The sequence below is a fragment of the uncultured Sneathiella sp. genome (assembly GCF_963976355.1).
Taxonomy (GTDB): domain Bacteria; phylum Pseudomonadota; class Alphaproteobacteria; order Sneathiellales; family Sneathiellaceae; genus Sneathiella.
This window is the reverse complement of the sequence record NZ_CAXBKA010000003.1, coordinates 340,161-358,039: the sequence shown is the minus strand read 5'-3', so window position 1 is coordinate 358,039 and position 17,879 is coordinate 340,161. Positions and strand designations below refer to the sequence as shown.

Genomic DNA, 17,879 nt, shown 5'->3' with positions numbered 1-17,879 from the left:
ATTCTAATATTGGCGGATACTTTGAATATTTGATGGTCAGACGATAGATTTATTGAGCGCTTCTCAGATATTTCCCGAGCAGGCCATCGACAAACTGCTGGCTCTCTTTGAGCTTTTCGCCAAGGGCGTCGAAATCCGAGACCTGGCCGACCTCGGCGAGCGCGGTTTTAAGGGCGAGCGGGATATCGTCATCGAGGCTGCGGCTGCCGAGGCAGAGCTGCTGCAGCCCGCTGATATTGATGTAAAGCCCGGAGATGGCGATCAGCCGCTCCGCCTCCGCCGCCGGGATCAGTCCTGCCTTCCGCATCTCATGAAGCGCATCGCTGGAATTGGTTTTGAGAATTTCGGGATGCTCCGCGCCGTGGATGAGGCGCAGATACTGGCAGAGGAATTCAAGGTCCATCAGCCCACCCGCCGCATGCTTGATCGACCAGAGCGAGGAGGAGCCGAGTTCCTTCTGCACCCGCTCGCGCATGGAGAGGGTGTTCTTGCGGATTTCCTCTTTGTCGCGGGGAATTTCCCGAAGGCCGCGAAGCGCCGCCTCGGTCCGGACGGCTAGCTTTTTGTCACCGGCGACGACGCGGGCGCGGGTCAGGGCCAGATGCTCCCATGTCCAGGCATCCTCCTGATAATATTTGACGAGGGCGTCGAGCGGGAGGGCGATGGGTCCGGATTTGCCATGCGGGCGCAGGCGCATATCGACCTCGTAGAGCTGGCCCTCGCCGGTGAAGACGCTGATGGCGTTGATATAACGCTGGCTCAGCCGGTTGAAGAAGACGCCCGCCGAGACCGGCTTTTTGCCGTCCGTGGTCATGTCTTTCTCCGGCGTCTGGAACAGGAAGATCAGGTCCGCATCCGAGGCCGGGGTCATCTGGTGACTGCCGAGCTTGCCCATGCCGATGACCGCGAACTCGCCGCCCGGCACGACACCGTGATTGATCGCGAGTTCCGCCCGCACGTGGGGGAGCAGGGCGTCCAGCACCACCTCTGCCACATCGGAGAAGGCGCGGCCCGCGGCCACGGTTGCGCCAAGGCCGGTGCCGTGATCGACATTGTCAAGGATTTGCGCGCCCAAGCGGAACTTCTGGTCATTGGCCCAGCGGCGGGTGAAATCCAGCACGTCCTGAAAATCGCGCGCGGTGGAGAGGATGAGCTCCAGATCCTCGGCCAGTATATCGCGGCCCGGCAGCGCCGACATGAATTCCGTATCCAGCACCCCGTCCAGCAGCATCGGGTTCTGCGCCAGCTTCTCCGCGAGGTCCGGCGCCATGCCCATGATCCGCGCGACCAGCTTCAGCAGGCTCGGATGCGCCTTGAACAGGGAGAAGAGCTGCACCCCGGCCGGGAGTTTCTGCAGGAAGATATCGAAGCGTGTGAAGGCGGCGTCCGGGTTGCTGGTCTCGCCAAGGCATTCCAGCAGCCGCGGCATCAGCCCGGTCAGGGTCTGTTGCGCCCGCACCGTGCGCGTCGCCCGATAGCGGCCATGATGCCATTCGCGGATTTTCTGCGAGATCGCGGCCGTATCCTCGAACCCCAGCTCGGCGAGGGAATTGAGGGTTTCCGGGTCATCCTCCGCCCCGGTGAAGACGAGCCGCCCGGCCTTGCGGTCCGGCGTCTCCTCGAACGCGAAGAGGGCATCGTAATGGCGCTGCACGGTCTCCAGCGTCGCGCGCAGATCGCGGCGGAATGCATCCGCCTCGTCATAGCCGAAAAAGACGCCGAGCTTGCGAAAGGTTTCCGGATCGTCGGGGAGGAGCTGGGTCTGCTCGTCATGGGTCATTTGCAGGCGATGTTCCAGCTCGCGCAGGAAGATATAGGCTTCCTTCAGTTCCTGCTGCACCGACGGGTCGGTCTTGCCCTCCTCCTGCAGGCCCTGTAGCGTGCCGAGGGTTGTCGGATCGCGTAAATTGGGATTGCGTCCGCCCTCGATCAGCTGCTGGGTCTGGCAGAAGAACTCGATCTCGCGGATGCCGCCGCGGCCGATCTTGATGTTATGCCCCTCCAGCGAGATTTTGGAGAACCCCTTGTGGGTGTGGATTTGCGACTTGATCGCCTGGATATCCTCGATGGCGGCAAAATCCATGGATTTGCGCCAGATGAAGGGGGTGAGGAAGTCGACGAACTCCTGCCCTGCCGCCAAGTCCCCGGCGATGGGCCGCGCCTTGATCATGGCCGCCCGTTCCCAGTTCTGGCCCTGGCTTTCGTAATAGACATGGGCGGCGCCGATGCCAAGTGCGATGGGCGTTGCGCCGGGATCGGGCCGGAGCCGGAGATCGGTGCGGAAGACATAGCCGTCGCGGGTCCTCTCCTGCATCATGGTGACAAGATCGCGGGCAATGCGCACGAAGCAGTCCTGCATGGATCGGCGGCCGGTGTAGGTGATCTTGTCGCCATCGAACAGGACGATCACATCGATATCGGAGGAATAGTTCAGCTCCCGCGCACCGAGCTTGCCCATGCCGATGATGATCAGGCCGCTGTCCTTTGTTGGATCGTCGGGATGGGGCAGGGTAAGGTCGCCTTTCTCCGCCGCCGCCGCCAGCAGATGCCGGCAGCAAATCTCGACCGCGGCACCCGCGAAATCGGAGAGCACGCCGGTTATCTCCATCAGCGGCCAGACCTTGCCAAGGTCCGCGAGTGCCGTCAGCAACGCAATGCGCCGCTTGGCGATGCGCAGCGCCGCCATCACCGCATCGCGCTCTGCGGTGAGCGGGGTGGCGCTTTCCATCTCCTCATAGATCCAGCGCAAGGCCGGTTCTGCCCCGTCCTCCACCATATGCCGGAGCAGCTGTGGCTCGGCGAGCAGGCAGCTGCTCAGAAACGGGCTGTTGCCGAAGATGGCGTTCAGGATATCGGGACCCTTGGCCATCCCGTCCAGCTTGGCGGCGAAATCGGCGAGGGCCGGGTCTTCCGCCGTGACCTCGCGCCAGCTTTCAAGGCCGACGGCCAGAAGCTCCGCATCCCCTGCGGCGGGGAGGTTCCGCACGATCTCGGCGAACGGCTTTTTTTGGGCTTGCGCGATATCCTGCATTCCTAATCCGGGTTGTTTGGTTTACGATGACGCCCTAATTATCAGATCAGACTTTTTTTATACAAGCCTTATTAAAAATCGAGTTGAAAGCGAACATTTCAGTTGGTCAGATCCACTTCCAGATTATTGTACCGGACCCTGATGGGGGTCGTCGTATTGGTTTTTATTGCCGCGCTGGCGCTGGTGGCGGCCTTGGCCCGGGGGCCGGTCTCGCTGACCTTCTTCACTCCCTATATCGAGCAGGTACTGGCGGCGCAATATCCCGACTATGAGCTGTCCTTCAGCAATATCGGGCTTGAATGGAACGGTCGCGACAAGAACCTGGTGGTGGCGGTGGATAACCTGGAGGTGTCTGAGGAGAACCGGCGCGTTGCCTCGATCCCCGATGTCACGGTGGTGTTCAGCGGCGAGGCGCTGCTAAGGGCGCGGATCGCCCCGGCGGAGCTGGAATTTACCGGCCTGCGCATCCGGCTGAACCGGGATGGCAATGGTGTGGTCAAGCTTGGCTACGACAATGCAATAATGCGCGATACCCCGCAAACCACCCCCACACCCGAGGCGGCGGACACGGCGGAGGCTGCGGCGCGGAACGGCTTTCTCGAAGTCCTGCAGGAACTCAGCCGCGAGCCGGACCCGGAGCGGCTCACCGGCTATCTCGAACGGCTGGAAGTCTATGATTCGTCCGTCTTTATCGAGGATGAAATCCTTGAGAGATTCTGGCGGGTGACCGGCGCCGATGTCTTTGTCTGGCGGGAGGAACATGGTCTCCGCGGGCAGGCGAGCGGCGCCATCAGGATCGGCAACGAGACGGTCTCCCTCGTCGCGCTTGGCGATTATGACCGGGAACTCAAGCGCACGGAGATCGACGGCCAGTTCTCCGATCTGCCGCTGCCGCTGGTCGGCGCGCAGGTGCCGGAGCTGGAGATGCTGAAAGGGGTCGATCTCAACCTGACGGGCCATGTCAATCTGGAGCTGGATGAAACCTTCCGCTTCGAAACCATGGGATTTGACCTCCGCGCGAATGACGGGCGGGTCGACCTGCCGGATCTTTACCATGAGCCGCTCCCCGTCGAGAGCCTCTTCGTCGCCGGAGAGGTGACCGGCGATTTCAGCGAGGTCCGCCTTGATACGATCGAGGCGAAAACCCTCGGTGCGACCATGGAGATGACGGGGACTGTCGAGATTGCCGAGGTTGGCACCGGCCTTACGCTGGATGGCAGTCTGGCCAATCTGCAGGTCAATGACATCGGCCGTTTCTGGCCCTATTCCATGGCGTCGAACGGCTATGACTGGGTGACGGCGAATATCCGCGAGGGGGTTGTGCCTTCCGGTACCTACAAGATCAACCTGCCCGCCGGGGCGCTGGAAAGCGGCGACATACCGGAAGGGGCGGTCGATCTGCGCTTCGACCTCAAGGGGGTGACCGCGAATTACTATGCGCCGCTGCCGAAGGTGACCGATATCACCGGCAGCGCGGTGCTGACGGAAACCGGCGTTACCATCAAGGACATGACCGGCCGCCTCGGGACATTGGAAGTGACGTCGGACAATGTGACGATTGACGAGTTCGACAAATATGACCAGCTTGCCGATATCCAGATCCATGTCACCGGCAACAGCCGCGAGATGTTTACCTTTCTCGATCTGGAACCGCTGGGCTTGATCTCGCCATACGGGATCGTGCCCTCGGCCATGACCGGGGAGGGGGCGGTCGATGCGTCCTTCAAGTTTCCGCTCCGCTTTGATCTCACGCTGGAAAAGGTCGACTACTGGGCGAAGGGCGCGTTCACTGATGCGACCATCCCGAAAGTGGCTGGGGATATCAACCTGACCGGCGGCGATCTGAAGGTCGCGGTCGATCCGAAAGGCGTCACCGTGGGTGGCACGGCGAAGCTTAATGTGGTGCCGGTAACGATTTCGGCGGAAAGCTGGTTCAGCGGCCCGCGGGAGGGGAACCGGCTCTATCATGTGACGGGAGAGATTGACGAGGCGGGGCGCGCCTCCCTCGATATCGCCTCGCCCTATCTGACCGGGCCCATGGCCGCCGATATCCACCTTGAGACGACACCGGAAGGGGCTGCTTCGGGCAAGGTTGATATCGATTTCGCGAAGACCGAAATTTCGCTTGAGCCGTTGCACTGGACGAAGGAGGCGGGCGTTCCCGGCCGCGTCACTGCCGATCTCGACGTGACGGCAGAGGATGTCGCGATGCTTTCCAATATCGTGGCGGAGGTCGGCGACATGAAGGCGACCGCCACGGCGGTGCTGAAAGACGGGCTGCTCAGCAGCCTGACGGTGCCGAAGGTGACCTATGGCGAGAATGACTTCGCCCTCGACTTCACGCAGGCCGCCGCCAATCAGATGAACGTCCGCCTGCACGGCGCGCAGTTCGACCTCAAACCCTTCGTCGTTGCCACCTATGACCTCAACGAGGCGGATATCGACGGCCCGGAGGATGATCGGGTAATCGAAGTCGAAGTGGAGGTCGATCGGGCGCTGATGGATGACGGCCTGACCCTCGATATGGTGCGGGCGGATATGCAGATCGAGGGGAATCTGATCATCGACGGCATGGCGACGGGCAAGTTCGCGGGCGAGAAATCCTTCAATTTTGAAATTGCGCGCAATGGCGACACGCGGACCGTCAGCTTTGTCTCCGACGATGCGGGCTCGCTCTTTCGCGGGCTCGACCTCTATGACGATTTCCGCGACGGCGCGTTGAAACTGACCGCGGAGATTGACGATACGCAAGAGAGCCGCCCGGCCAAGGGCACGATCGAGATCAAGGATGTGCGGGTCGTCAATGCGCCGGTGCTCGGCAAGATCCTCACCGTCGGCTCCCTCGGCGGGATCGTCGATCTGTTGCGCGGGGACGGTATTGTCTTTGCGACGGTGGAGGGACCCTTTACCTATGAGAACGGCGTTTTCCAGACCAAGGACTTCCGCGCCGTCGGCTCCATCGGCATCACTTTTAACGGAACCGTGGACCAGCCCGCCAACAAGATTGATGCCTTCGGGACGGTGATCCCGTCCTATACGCTGAACTCCATGCTTGGGAATATACCGATCCTCGGTACGCTGCTGGTCGGTCGGCAGGGGGAGGGGATATTCGGCTTCTCCTATGAGGTGTCCGGCGGGATGGAAAACCCGGATATCGATGTCAACGCCGTCTCGGCGCTGGCCCCCGGCATCCTCCGCCGGATGTTCTTCGAACCCTGGGACCAGGACGACATAGAACCGCCGAGCACGAACGCACCGGGCGCCCGCCAGAACCCGTAATTCCCGGCGACGTCGGCGGGCGTGGCCCTCAGACCGGCTGGATCAGGTAATGGCGCTTCTTGCCCGCAGAGAGCTTGATCCGTCCGTCGCTATCCAGATCATCGAGGGTGAGCATGGCCTTCTCGTCGGCGATTTTCTCGTCATTCATGCGCGCCCCGCCGCCCTTGATCAGTTTCCGTGCCTCGGAACTCGAAGCACAGAGACCGGCCTTCTGGAACAGGGCGAAGGCGGGAATGCCGTCCGCAAGTTCGGCGCGCGGGATTTCCAGCGTCGGCAACCCTTCCGCCGTCTGTCCCATCTCGAAGGTCTGGCGCGCGGTTTCGGCGGCGGCCTCGGCGGCGGCCTTGCCATGGGCCATCTCGGTGCAGGCATCGGCGAGGATTTTCTTCGCTTCGTTCAGCTCCGCCCCGTCGAGTTTTTCGAGCCGTTCAATCTCCGCGACCGGCACCTCGGTGAAGAGCCGGAGGAACTTGCCGACATCCGCATCCTCGGTATTGCGCCAGAACTGCCAGTAATCATATGGGCTCAGCATGTCTTCATTGAGCCAGACCGCGCCGCCCGCTGTCTTGCCCATCTTCGCGCCCGACGCGGTGGTGAGCAGCGGCGAGGTGAGGCCGAACAGCGAGAACCCGTTCGTCCGGCGGCCAAGCTCGACCCCGTTGACGATATTGCCCCACTGGTCGGAACCGCCGCATTGCAGCGTGCAGTTATATTTCTTCTTCAGCTCGACGAAGTCATAGGCCTGCAGGATCATGTAGTTAAACTCGAGGAAGGTCATCGACTCCTCGCGTTCCAGCCGCAGCTTCACGCTGTCGAAGGAGAGCATCCGGTTGATCGAGAAATGCGGGCCGTAGTCGCGCAGGAACTGGATGTATTTGATGTCGTCCAGCCAGTCGGCATTATTGACCATGATGGCGTCCGTCGGGCCATCGCCGAAGGTGAGGAATTTTTCGAACACCTTCTTGATGCCGTCCATATTCTCCTGGATGACCGCATCGGTGATCAGCGGACGGCTTTCGTCGCGACCGGTTGGATCGCCGACTTTCGTCGTCCCGCCGCCCATCAGCACGATCGGCTTGTGCCCGGCCTGTTGCAGGCGACGCAGGATCATGATCTGCATCAGGCTGCCCGCATGCAGGCTCTTCGCCGTGCAGTCGAAGCCGATATAGGCGGTCACGATCCCCTCAGCAAAGGCTTTATCCAGCGCGTCTAAATCTGTACATTGGTGCAGGTAGCCGCGTTCGGTGAAGACTTTCAGGAAGTCGGAGCGTAATTCGGTCATGGACGTATTCTGTTCTAAATGAGGTTCAAGAGCGCCATCGTTTAGCACATATGGGACGTCTTTTAAAAGTGCGGGATGAGAAATGATGCAGAATAAGCAAAAACAGGGTGAAACGGCGCCGCTCCGCGCCCTCGGGCTGATGAGCGGGACGTCGCTCGACGGGGTCGATGCGGCGATTATCGAAACCGACGGGGTCACGGTCAAATCCTTCGGTCCGGTGCGCTCGGTGCCCTATGAGGCGGGCTTTCGGGCGCGGTTGCGGGATTTGCTCGGGAAAGAAAGTGCCGGGGCGGATATTATCGCCGATTTTACCGCCGCACAGGCCGAGGCCGCGCTGACGCTGCTGGCCGAGAATGATCTCACGCCCGCCGATATCGATGTGATCGGCTTTCACGGCCAGACCATCTTTCACGATCCCGCCAACTGCCTGACCGTGCAGATCGGTGACGGCGCAATGATGGCGGAGCTGACCGGCATCGATACGGTGGCCGAATTCCGCCATGCCGATGTCGCCGCCGGCGGGGAGGGAGCGCCCTTTGCCTCCCTCTATCACCGAGCGCTGGCGAAATCGCTGGATGGGCCGCTGGCCGTGCTCAATCTCGGCGGGGTCGGCAATGTCACCTATATCGACGGGGACGAGGCGCTGGCCTTCGATACGGGACCGGCGAATGCGCTCATGGATGACTGGGTGCTGCGCCATACCGGCGCGCCTTTCGATGACGGCGGGCGGATTGCAGCGAACGGTGTCGTCAATGCGGCGGCGCTCGCGAAGCTGCTCGATCACCCGTATTTCGACCTTACACCGCCCAAGAGCCTTGATCGGGACCAGTTCCCGGTGAAAGAGGCGATTGAGGGCCTCGGCCTTGAAGAAGGGACGGCAACCCTGCTCCGCTTCACGGTGGAAAGCATCCGCCGCGCTCTCGATCATTTGCCGGGCAAGCCTAAGCGCTGGCTGCTGACCGGCGGCGGGCGCAAGAATCCGGAACTGGTCAGATGCATTGCCGAGGTCGTGGAGGCTCCGGCGGAACCGGTGGAGGCTGTCGGCTGGCGCGGCGATGATCTGGAGGCGGAGGCCTTTGCCTTCCTCGCGGTCCGCTCCTTGCGCGGTCTGCCGCTCAGCCTGCCGACGACGACGGGCGTGCCGGAACCGATGCCGGGCGGCGTGCTGTATCCTGCTCCGGTGCTGAAACGCGAGAGCGCCCGAGGTTAGTCTTCCTCGTCCTCGCCGTTGAGCCGCATGTCGAGATAGGCATCGACAGATCTCATCAACGCATCCTGATGGCCTTCGAAGAAATGGTCGGCATCGGGAATCTCGTCATAATCGATGGTGATGCCTTTCTGCGCCTGCAGCTTCTCGACCAGCTTCTTGATGTCCCGGCGCGGCACCAGCACGTCCTTGTCGCCATGGATGATGATGCCCGACGACGGGCAGGGCGCGAGGAAGGAGAAGTCATACATATTCGCGGGCGGCGCGACCGAGATAAACCCGGCAATCTCCGGCCGCCGCATCAGGAGCTGCATGGAAATCCAGGCGCCGAAGGAAAAGCCGCCGATCCAGACGGCGGGGGCGTTCGGATTGTGGGTCTGCATCCAGTCGAGGGCGGCGGCGGCATCGGAGAGTTCGCCGACGCCATGGTCATAATCGCCCTGGCTGCGGCCGACGCCGCGGAAATTGAAGCGGAGCACGGAAAAGCCGCGCTTTTTGAAGGTGGTGAACAGGTGGTAGACCACCTTGTTGTTCATCGCCCCGCCATATTGCGGATGCGGGTGCAGAACCAGTGCGAGCGGCGCATTGGGATCGTCGGAATGATGGTAACGCCCTTCAAGGCGTCCTTCAGGTCCATTAAAAATAACGTCTGGCATTTATCTTATTGTTCCTAATACAGCTTCGTTATGGCGCAGGAATGATCTCGCTCGGGCTCAAATTCCGATTCATGCCCGGTGATTTCCGTCACAGGAATGCGGATGCGATCCTTGACGGTACCCCCGATATGCATATATCTGTTAAATATGGGCGCTTTGAACCTCAGGTGAATTCCGCTACAAGAGCGGCACAATACAGAAGGTAAGGGCAAATGTTCAAGCATATTAGCGAAGAAATTAGCTGCGTGATGGAACGCGACCCGGCGGCACGGAGCCGGATCGAGGTTGCGCTGCTCTATCAGGGCTTCCACGCGGTCGTCCTGCATCGCCTCGCCCATTGGCTGTGGGAGCGGAACTGGCGGCTGCTCGCGCGGCTGTTGTCGCAGTTCAGCCGCTTCCTTACCGGCATCGAAATTCACCCCGGCGCGAAGATCGGCCGCAAGTTCTTTATCGACCATGGCATGGGCGTCGTGGTCGGGGAAACGGCGGATATCGGCGATAATGTAACGCTGTATCACGACGTGACGCTGGGCGGTGTCGCGCCCTCCATCGATTCCGATGCACAGCGCGGCGTGAAGCGCCATCCGACATTGCAGGACGGTGTGATCATCGCCTCCGGCGCGCAGATCATCGGCCCGATCACGGTCGGCAAATGCGCCCGCGTCGGCGCCAATTCGGTCGTGCTGAAGGATGTGCCGGATCATACGACGGTCGTCGGTGTGCCCGCGCGCGCCGTCAGCGCCTCGAAAAAGGACCGGCTGGACGAGAGATTCGCGGCCTATGGTGTCGGCAATCACGATCTGCCCGACCCGGTCTTCAAGGTGATGGATGGCCTGCTCGACAAGGTGCAGTCGCTGTCCATGCGGGTTGAGGAGCTGGAGCAGGAACGCCGCGATGCCGCCGACGCGCCGATTGCGATCAAGCCCAAGAAAAAGCCCGCCACGACGACGGGCACGAAAACCAAGTCCTGACACCCTGATGTAAACCGCCTGCGGCGGGACAGATAACCGCCATGAGCAAAGCCGTCTATCTCGACTATAACGCGACCGCGCCGATCCACTCCGAGGTGGTGGAGGCGATGGCGGCGGTGATGACGGCGGGCGGCAATCCGTCCTCCGTGCATCAGTCGGGGCGGACGGCACGCAATAGGGTGGAAGAGGCGCGCGCCGCCCTTGCCGATCTCATCAACTGCAAATCCCCGGAAATCATTTTCACCTCCGGCGGGACGGAGGCGAATAATTTCGCCCTCTCGACGGCGGGGGAGAGGCCGTTGTTCGTCTCTGCGGCGGAACATGATTCGGTGCTGGCCGCCGCCGGTGAGAGTGCGGTGCGCCTGCCGGTCACGCCTGACGGCATTCTCGATATGGATGTGCTGCGGGCGGCGCTGGCGGCGGCGGAAACCCCGGCCTTTGTCTCCGTCATGCTCGCGAATAACGAGACCGGCGTGATCCAGCCGATCCGCGAGATCGCCGATATCGTCCATGAGCAGGGCGGATTGCTCCATTGTGATGCCATTCAGGCCGTCGGCAAGATACCGGTCGATTTCAAGGCGCTCGGCGTCGATCTGATGTCTGTCTCCGCCCATAAATTCGGCGGCCCGCAAGGGATCGGCGCGCTGATCCTGCGCGAGGGACTTGCTGTGCCCGCCTTTATCCGTGGCGGCGGTCAGGAGCTGGGCCGCCGCGCCGGAACCGAGAATGTCGCCGCCATTGCCGGGCTCGGTGTTGCCGCCGCTGCCGCCGGGGCCATCATCGCGCAAGGGGAGGCGATCGCCGCGCTCCGCGACCGGATGGAGGCACGGATCAGCGAGATATCGCCTGCAAGCCGGATTTACGGGCGCAAGGCCGCCCGCCTGCCCAACACCAGCGCCATTGAAATGCCGGGGGTTGCCTCAGAGTTGCAGGTCATGTCCTTCGACCTTGACGGTTTCGCGGTCAGCGCCGGTTCCGCCTGTTCGTCGGGAAAGGTGAAGGCGAGCCATGTCCTCAGCGCCATGGGCGCGAGCGAGGAGGCGGCGGGCACCGCGATCCGCGTCAGCCTTGGCTGGCGGACAAGCGATGCCGACATCGACGCCTTCATTGACAGCTGGGGCCGGCTCTATAAGCGGAAATCCCCGAAATTTGCGGCCTAGACAAGAGACCAGGGGGCAGGTTAAGTAGACAGTCACAGAAGTTCAGGAGTTTGACCCCGCATGCCGAAAATGACCTTTATCAAACCTGATGGCAGCCGCCAGGAAGTCGATGCGCCGCTCGGCCACACGATCCTGGAGATCGCACACCAGAATAATATCGATCTGGAGGGCGCCTGCGAGGGGAGTCTCGCCTGTTCCACCTGCCATATCATCGTGAGCGATGAGGATTTCGAGCGCCTGCCGGAAGCGACCGAGGATGAGGAGGACATGCTCGATCTCGCCTATGGCCTGACGCGGACCTCCCGCCTTGGCTGCCAGATCGAGATCACCGAGGAACTGGACGATCTGGTCGTGACCCTGCCCGCAGGCTCGAACAACATGATGCTGTGATGGCTGCGGGACTTTTCGACAGACTGAAGGCCGATAACGCCGCCGCCTGGGAAACCTATACCCGGCATGAGTTCGTCAAGGGCATCCAGTCGGGCAAGCTGCCGCGCGAAGCTTTTGAGTTTTACCTCAAGCAGGATTATCTGTTCCTGATCCAGTTCGCGCGGGCCTATGCGCTGGCGATTTTCAAGGCGGACAATATGGCGGAGATGCGCTTCGCCCTTGAAGGGGTGAAAGCCATCCTCGATGTCGAGACCGGGCTGCATGTGGACTATTGCGCCGACTGGGGGATTCCTGAGAAAGATCTCGAAACACTGGAAGAGGCGCCGGAGAATGTCGCCTATACCCGCTTCGTGCTGGAACGCGGCATGGCGGGGGATCTGCTCGACCTGATGGTGGCGCTGGCGCCCTGCGCCATCGGCTATGGGGAAATCGGTCTCGCCCTTGCCGAATCCCGCGATACCAAGATCGAAGGCAATCCCTATATTTCCTGGATCGAGATGTATGCGGGCGCGGAATATCAGGAACTGGTCGCCGGAATGACCGCGCAGATAGACGAGATTGCCGTCACGCGCTTCACCGAGCCTAGATTTGCCAGCCTCTCCAAAACCTTCGGCACCGCCACCAAACTCGAAGCCGACTTCTGGCAGATGGGTCTTAACGCGGTTTAGGCGGAGACGGAGGTGTAACCGGCGTCAGGCACATATCATCGAACCTGCGAAGCGTATGCTTATCCATTACGCCCGCTTTATGAAGATCTGAGGCGGTCTCATGGGTTGCCTTGAGAGCTTCACTTCGATATTTTCCTGCCATCTTATTCAACCTTTGAGATAGTTTTGATATATAATTCGATAATTATAAAAACAATCACTTAGTGAGCTCGGGCTGATGTTTTTTTCTGATGAAGATCTAGAGAAGATTGAAGAAGAGTATATCTGGATAGATGAGAAATTTCATGATCTCACAGAAAAGTACGTTCTCTATGAATACCGTAATGAAAGATCCCAAGAATATGCGAAACATGGATTTAGTCGCCGTCTAGGGACCCTAACACACTGTTTGCATAACATATTTAGATTAATACCACCTGAGCGCACTGATATTCCGGCCGCTGAAGAAATATCAGATGTTACAATCAACATACAGGCGTTCGTATTCAATGCTTTTGGTTGTTTGGATAACCTTGCATGGATTTGGGTAAAGGAAGCCGATCTTACAATGGTGAACGGTTCGGATTTACCTAATGTTTATGTGGGGCTCCGTGAAAAGAACAAATTGGTGAGAGCTTCTTTTAGGCCGGAATTCCGAGAATATTTGAAATCAATAGATAAGTGGATTGGTAATCTCGAAGATTTTCGTCACGCTTTAGCTCACAGAATTCCTTTATATATTCCGCCTTATTGTATTCCGGAAGACAATAGGGATGCTTACGAACACCTTGAAAAACAAAAGTTTCAGTGCAGCAGTGCGGAATGGGAGCGTCTAGATGCGGAGCAAATGGAATTATGCCATTTTGCGCCGATTATGCAGCATTCTTTTGGAGAAAAATCTAGACCAATTGTTTTTCATGCCCAAGTCATCGCTGATTTCAATACAATTATCGAGTTAGGGCTAAAAATCCTCGAAGAACTAACGATTAAAAAAGCTGACAGTTCTTAATCACTTTTTTTCACGCCGTCTTTCAGGGTCCAGGCGACGTCGTACTCCTTGACGTAATCGCTATGGGTGACGAGGCCGCCTTCCTCTGTCCAGTAATGCAGCAGATATTCCGGCGGCTCGAACGCCGTGCCGAGCTCGTTGTTGTCCCCGAGCAGCAGCCGCACCTGATGCGAGGTGGAGGGGCAGGTCTGAACCAGCGTGCCGCCCGCCAGCTTCTGGATGGCCCGGTGCAGATGCCCGCAGAGCACCCGCTCGACCGTGTCATAGCGGCTGATCACATCAACGAAGTCGTCCATGTCGAGCAGGCCCATCGCGTCCATGCTGGTCAGGCCCGTCTTGAACGGCGGATGATGCAGGAGGATGACGACAGGGCGCGCGGCCTCCTTGCTGATTTCCTCCTCCAGCCAGGCAAGCTGCACCTCGCCGAGATGACCCTGCGGCTTGCCATGGATGTTGGTGTCGAGCGCGATCAGCTTGAGCGGCCAGCCGTCCACCACATAGTTGAGCGTGCCGGAACTCGGCAGATAGTCATGATCGGGAAAGGCCTTGCGCAGGAGCGTGCAGTCGTCATGATTGCCGGGCAGCAGATAGACCGGCATCTCGAACTCCGCGACGATCTCCTTCAGGATCACATATTCCTCCGCCTTGGCGCTGTTCACAAGGTCGCCGGTGAGGAAGACGATATCGGGGCGGTTGACGCTCCCGTTCACATGGCGGACCGCGTTGCGCAGCTTTTCCGCCGGATGATAGAGCTCTGAGAACTCATCTTCCGGGACGGCGATATGGGTGTCACTGAGCTGCGCGATCAGCATTGACCTATCCTTTTTCCTTCACAAGCGAGAGCATGTCCCGGGTGCGGACAAACTTGCGCCGCGGTGATTTCTCGCCCGCGCGGGCCACTTCCGCCGCATCGATCTTTTTCCAGTCATCGAAGGAGACCGCATGGATGCCTTTTTCCTTGCACCAGGCATCCAGCCCCGCCGGGCCCAGCTTTGCCGGATCGCCGCCGCCTTCGAAATCGGCGAGCATTTTATCGACGACATTCTGGCTGTCGATGCGGTTGGTGCCGATGGTGCCGGACGGGCCGCGCTTGGCCCAGCCGACCACATAGAGCCCCTCGGCGACGCGCCCCTCGTCATTCTTGATGATGCCTTTCTCGACGGGCAGGCCTTCCAGGATGCCCATCTCATAGCCGATACAGGTGACCAGCAGCTGGCAGTCGATCTCATAGGTCTCCCCGGTGCCGACGGCCTTGCCATCGACGATCCTGTTCCGCTCGAACCGGACGCCGCTGATCGCGTCATTGCCCAGAATCTCGACCGGGCTCGCCAGGAAATCGAGATGGATGGAGCGGCCCTCGACGCCATGGCCGGGGGTGATATGCTCGAAACTGCGCAGGAGATCGAGGTTGGTGTTGATCACCCGCTCCTCCTTCTTGTCCTCCGACGTGAAGTCCTCCGGCAGCTTGGATTTGTCCGTATAGGGCCTGGCGGAGGTCAGCTCGGCGAACTCGCTTAGTTCCTTGGAGGAGAACTGCGCATTCTCCGGCGCCCGGCGGCCGACCACATGCACGCATTTGAGCGGGCTCTTGAAAATCTCGCTGGCCGCATGTTCGGCAAGATCGGAGGTGACCATCTCCCCTTCCGTCCGCATCAGGATGCGCGCGACATCGAGGGCGACATTGCCATTGCCGATGACGACCGCCGTCTCGATATCGAGATCGGGCACCGCCTCGCGGAATTCCGGATGGCCGTTATACCAGTAGACAAAAACCTGCGCGCCGAAGACACCGGCCTTGTCCTCTCCGGGGATGCCGAGACTGCGGTCCTTCGGCGTGCCTGTGGCGATCACCACCACGTCATACAATTCGCGCAGCTTGTCGAGCGGGATATCCGTGGCCAGGCCGACATTGCCGACGAAGCGGACATTGTCATTCTCCATCACCTTGTCATAGGCGCGGGTGACGGCCTTGGTGGTCTGGTGGTCCGGGGCGACCCCGGCGCGGACCAGCCCGTAGGGCGTCGCCAGTTTATCGAGAATATCTATGACACTGTCGGGGTTTTTCTTGACGATGGCGCCTGCGGCATACATCCCTGCCGGCCCCGAACCGACGATACAAATCTTTAAGCTAGGGTCAGGAGCCATTAGTTTACTCCGTTCTGCGTTTCACCCAAGTTTTCTGGCCAGGAATGCGTTTGCAGTAAACCTGGTGGGTTTTCAAAACCGCATGACGCCGCCAGAGGGCTTGGGTGAAGCGCCCTTCGGGGTTGGAGGGGAGGCGAAATCTGCGGCGTAAACCGTCCTTGAATATGCGCAGGCATGTCCTGCGTCCGATTTCCTTGCATCTTTCTCCTCCCCTCCAACCAGAACTGCAGTAAATTAATGGTTCCTGACCCTTACTGACATTTTCCCCGGCTCATTATTGTTATTGAACTGCCATTACACGATCTAGCTTTTCTTCAATCCGCCGAAGCGCCGGTAGAACTCGTCCGGGGCGGGCGGGAGTCTCCCTGTCTCATCTTCAAGCACAGTCATCAAATGTTGCTCCGCGCCCTCCCAGACGCGGCGGTAGATGTCCTGAAACAACGCCCGTGCCCGGTTGCCGTTCCAGCCGGCGGGTAACAGTTCCGCCGGGAGCATCGGGTCCCTGAGCAGGACCCGCCTGTAATCATGCACCAAGAGGCTGCGAATGATAAAACATTTTTTTTCATCGAAAGTTGCGGCGTCCGTCTCCGGCGTCGCGAATATGCTGAAATGATCGATAAAGCGGTTGTAGTCCGCCTCCAGGCTTTTGAGGTTCCAGCCCTTGGTGACGAGGATATCCGGAGCATCGAAGGGGGTGTCGGCGGGGCTGGCGCCGCTCAGGATCGTGACCTTGCCGGTGAGGTCGAGGTCCTGCAGCAATGTCTCGACGCTGTCCTTCGTCGCTGTCGGATGGGCATGGACACCCGCGCCGAGATCGCCGAAGCCGAGCCAGCCGAGCGCGGTTTCAAGGCGGCGGCGGTCCGCATCGGTCAAAAGCCGCCGGGCAACGAACAGCAGCAGCCAGTTCCCATTCCACGGAATGTCGCCACTTGCGTAAATCCGGTGCGTTGCCTCGGCGAAGCGGTGGCGCCCCGATTGCGTCAGGCTGTAGTAGCTGCGCCGGCCCATCTGCTCGGAGGAGAGAATGCCGTCTTTTTGCAGCCGGAAGACGGCGGTGCGCACCACCCGCTCGTTCAGCCCCAGCGCCGCGACGAGATTGATCAGGCTGCCAAGCCAGACGGTGCCGCCATGCGGGGCGACGCCATCACCCCAGACCGTGACCAGCAGGGATTTCGCCTTCAGATCGAGTTTTTGGAAGAGGGCGGGGATCAGCGGGTCCGTCTTCAGCGGCCTGTTCATGCGGCGCCCCGCTGTGAAGGACAGAAGACCCTGTTCCGGTTCCCGTTTGGTTGCGCCACCTTAATCCCTTAGCTTCTTGTTTTGATTTTTCGTCATATCCTATATAGTCGCTAATGATTTTAGGGGGCAACTTACCAAAAGTAATGCAGAATCTTGATAAAATTGAGCTGCTCAGCCGACTGACGACGGAGGAACGGGCGGAGATTGCGTCGAAATGCGTCTGGCGGACCTTTGCCGCCAATGAGCAGATACTGGAGCGCTCGACCGACAGCCGCGACATGTATTTCGTTGTCGAGGGCAGCGTTAACATCGTGAACTACGGCGTCTCGGGCCGCGAGGTAACCTACGCCACGGTCGGAGAGGGGCAGTATTTCGGCGAGCTGTCGGCGATTGACGGCCGGGCGCGCTCGGCCAATGTGGTCGCCAATGCGCGCTGCCTGCTCGCCAGTCTCAGTCCGGAGAGTTTCCAGGACCTCTTGATGCGGAACCCGGCGATCATGATGTCGGTGCTGCAGCGGCTGGTACGGATCATCCGCATCAATGACGACCGTATCCTCGATCTCTCCACCCTCGGTGCGGTGCAGCGGGTGTGTCAGGAACTTCTCCGCATGGCGGAGCCGGACCCGGTAACGGCGAACAGCTGGCTGATCTATCCGATGCCGACCCAGAGCGTGATCGCCAGCCGTGTCTCGACGACGCGGGAGACGGTGGCCCGCGTGCTCGGCCAGCTTGCCCACGAAGGAATGGTGCTGAAAAAGGGCAAGACGCTGTACCTGAAAGACAAGGGCGCGATCGAGGATTATATCAAGACGCTGGCCATGACCTCGGGCCAGAGCGGGCGCTGACGGTTCGCCGGGCCGCGC

General features: G+C 60.2%; 14 protein-coding genes. 8 read left to right on the top strand and 6 right to left on the bottom strand.

All coding sequences use genetic code 11. The annotated features are described in order from the left end of the window. Window positions 1–49: 49 nt before the first annotated feature. Complete coding sequence (locus AAC599_RS08755; protein ID WP_340150026.1) at window positions 50–3,031, bottom strand: bifunctional [glutamine synthetase] adenylyltransferase/[glutamine synthetase]-adenylyl-L-tyrosine phosphorylase; 2,982 nt, start codon at window positions 3,029–3,031, stop codon at window positions 50–52. Window positions 3,032–3,133: 102 nt separating this feature from the next. Between AAC599_RS08755 and AAC599_RS08750 the strand changes: the two genes are divergently transcribed. Continuing rightward, the gene (locus AAC599_RS08750) at window positions 3,134–6,310 is read left to right on the top strand and encodes an AsmA-like C-terminal region-containing protein (RefSeq protein WP_340150025.1); all 3,177 of its coding nucleotides are present in this window, start codon (window positions 3,134–3,136) and stop codon (window positions 6,308–6,310) included. Window positions 6,311–6,338: 28 nt separating this feature from the next. On the opposite strand, the gene tyrS is transcribed toward AAC599_RS08750, so the two are convergent. Then, window positions 6,339–7,592: a tyrosine--tRNA ligase gene (tyrS, locus tag AAC599_RS08745; RefSeq protein ID WP_340150024.1), complete on the bottom strand. Its 1,254-nt coding sequence runs from the start codon at window positions 7,590–7,592 to the stop codon at window positions 6,339–6,341. An 82-nt stretch (window positions 7,593–7,674) separates the two neighbouring features. Between tyrS and AAC599_RS08740 the strand changes: the two genes are divergently transcribed. Next, the gene (locus tag AAC599_RS08740; protein WP_340150023.1) at window positions 7,675–8,802 is read left to right on the top strand and encodes an anhydro-N-acetylmuramic acid kinase; all 1,128 of its coding nucleotides are present in this window, start codon (window positions 7,675–7,677) and stop codon (window positions 8,800–8,802) included. On the opposite strand, the gene AAC599_RS08735 is transcribed toward AAC599_RS08740, so the two are convergent. Next, window positions 8,799–9,455 (bottom strand): alpha/beta hydrolase, encoded by a 657-nt coding sequence (locus AAC599_RS08735; protein ID WP_340150022.1) that lies wholly within the window; start codon window positions 9,453–9,455, stop codon window positions 8,799–8,801. The two genes, AAC599_RS08740 and AAC599_RS08735, sit on opposite strands and share 4 nt — an antisense overlap. Before the next feature lie 212 nt (window positions 9,456–9,667). On the opposite strand from AAC599_RS08735, the gene cysE reads away from it, so the two are divergent. The 5 genes from cysE to AAC599_RS08710 all read left to right on the top strand — a co-directional run bounded on the left by cysE (window position 9,668) and on the right by AAC599_RS08710 (window position 13,632). Then, on the top strand, window positions 9,668–10,426 hold the full coding sequence (gene cysE / locus AAC599_RS08730) for a serine O-acetyltransferase (RefSeq protein WP_340150021.1): 759 nt from the start codon (window positions 9,668–9,670) through the stop codon (window positions 10,424–10,426). Window positions 10,427–10,467: 41 nt separating this feature from the next. Continuing rightward, window positions 10,468–11,586 carry a cysteine desulfurase family protein gene (locus AAC599_RS08725; protein WP_340150020.1) on the top strand — a complete coding sequence of 373 codons (1,119 nt, stop codon included), beginning with the start codon at window positions 10,468–10,470 and terminating at the stop codon, window positions 11,584–11,586. A gap of 60 nt (window positions 11,587–11,646) precedes the next feature. After that, entirely contained in the window at window positions 11,647–11,976 is a 330-nt protein-coding gene (locus AAC599_RS08720; RefSeq protein WP_340150019.1) for a ferredoxin family 2Fe-2S iron-sulfur cluster binding protein, read from the top strand. After that, window positions 11,976–12,644: a thiaminase II gene (gene tenA, locus AAC599_RS08715; protein WP_340150018.1), complete on the top strand. Its 669-nt coding sequence runs from the start codon at window positions 11,976–11,978 to the stop codon at window positions 12,642–12,644. The genes AAC599_RS08720 and tenA overlap by 1 nt, the downstream gene beginning before the upstream one ends. Window positions 12,645–12,861: 217 nt before the next feature. Next, the gene (locus AAC599_RS08710; protein WP_340150017.1) at window positions 12,862–13,632 is read left to right on the top strand and encodes a hypothetical protein; all 771 of its coding nucleotides are present in this window, start codon (window positions 12,862–12,864) and stop codon (window positions 13,630–13,632) included. On the opposite strand, the gene AAC599_RS08705 is transcribed toward AAC599_RS08710, so the two are convergent. The 3 genes from AAC599_RS08705 to paaX all read right to left on the bottom strand — a co-directional run bounded on the left by AAC599_RS08705 (window position 13,629) and on the right by paaX (window position 17,016). Beyond that, entirely contained in the window at window positions 13,629–14,444 is an 816-nt protein-coding gene (locus tag AAC599_RS08705) for a phosphodiesterase (protein WP_340150016.1), read from the bottom strand. The genes AAC599_RS08710 and AAC599_RS08705 overlap by 4 nt on opposite strands. Before the next feature lie 4 nt (window positions 14,445–14,448). Then, entirely contained in the window at window positions 14,449–15,777 is a 1,329-nt protein-coding gene (locus tag AAC599_RS08700; RefSeq protein ID WP_340150015.1) for an FAD-dependent oxidoreductase, read from the bottom strand. Between the two features lie 303 nt (window positions 15,778–16,080). Continuing rightward, window positions 16,081–17,016, bottom strand: coding sequence for a phenylacetic acid degradation operon negative regulatory protein PaaX (paaX, locus tag AAC599_RS08695; protein ID WP_340150014.1), 936 nt, complete (start codon window positions 17,014–17,016; stop codon window positions 16,081–16,083). Window positions 17,017–17,159: 143 nt separating this feature from the next. Here paaX and AAC599_RS08690 point away from each other — a divergent pair, with 143 nt between their 5' ends. After that, a complete protein-coding gene (locus AAC599_RS08690) occupies window positions 17,160–17,861 on the top strand; it encodes a Crp/Fnr family transcriptional regulator (RefSeq protein ID WP_340150013.1) in 702 nt (233 codons plus the stop codon). Window positions 17,862–17,879: the final 18 nt, after the last annotated feature.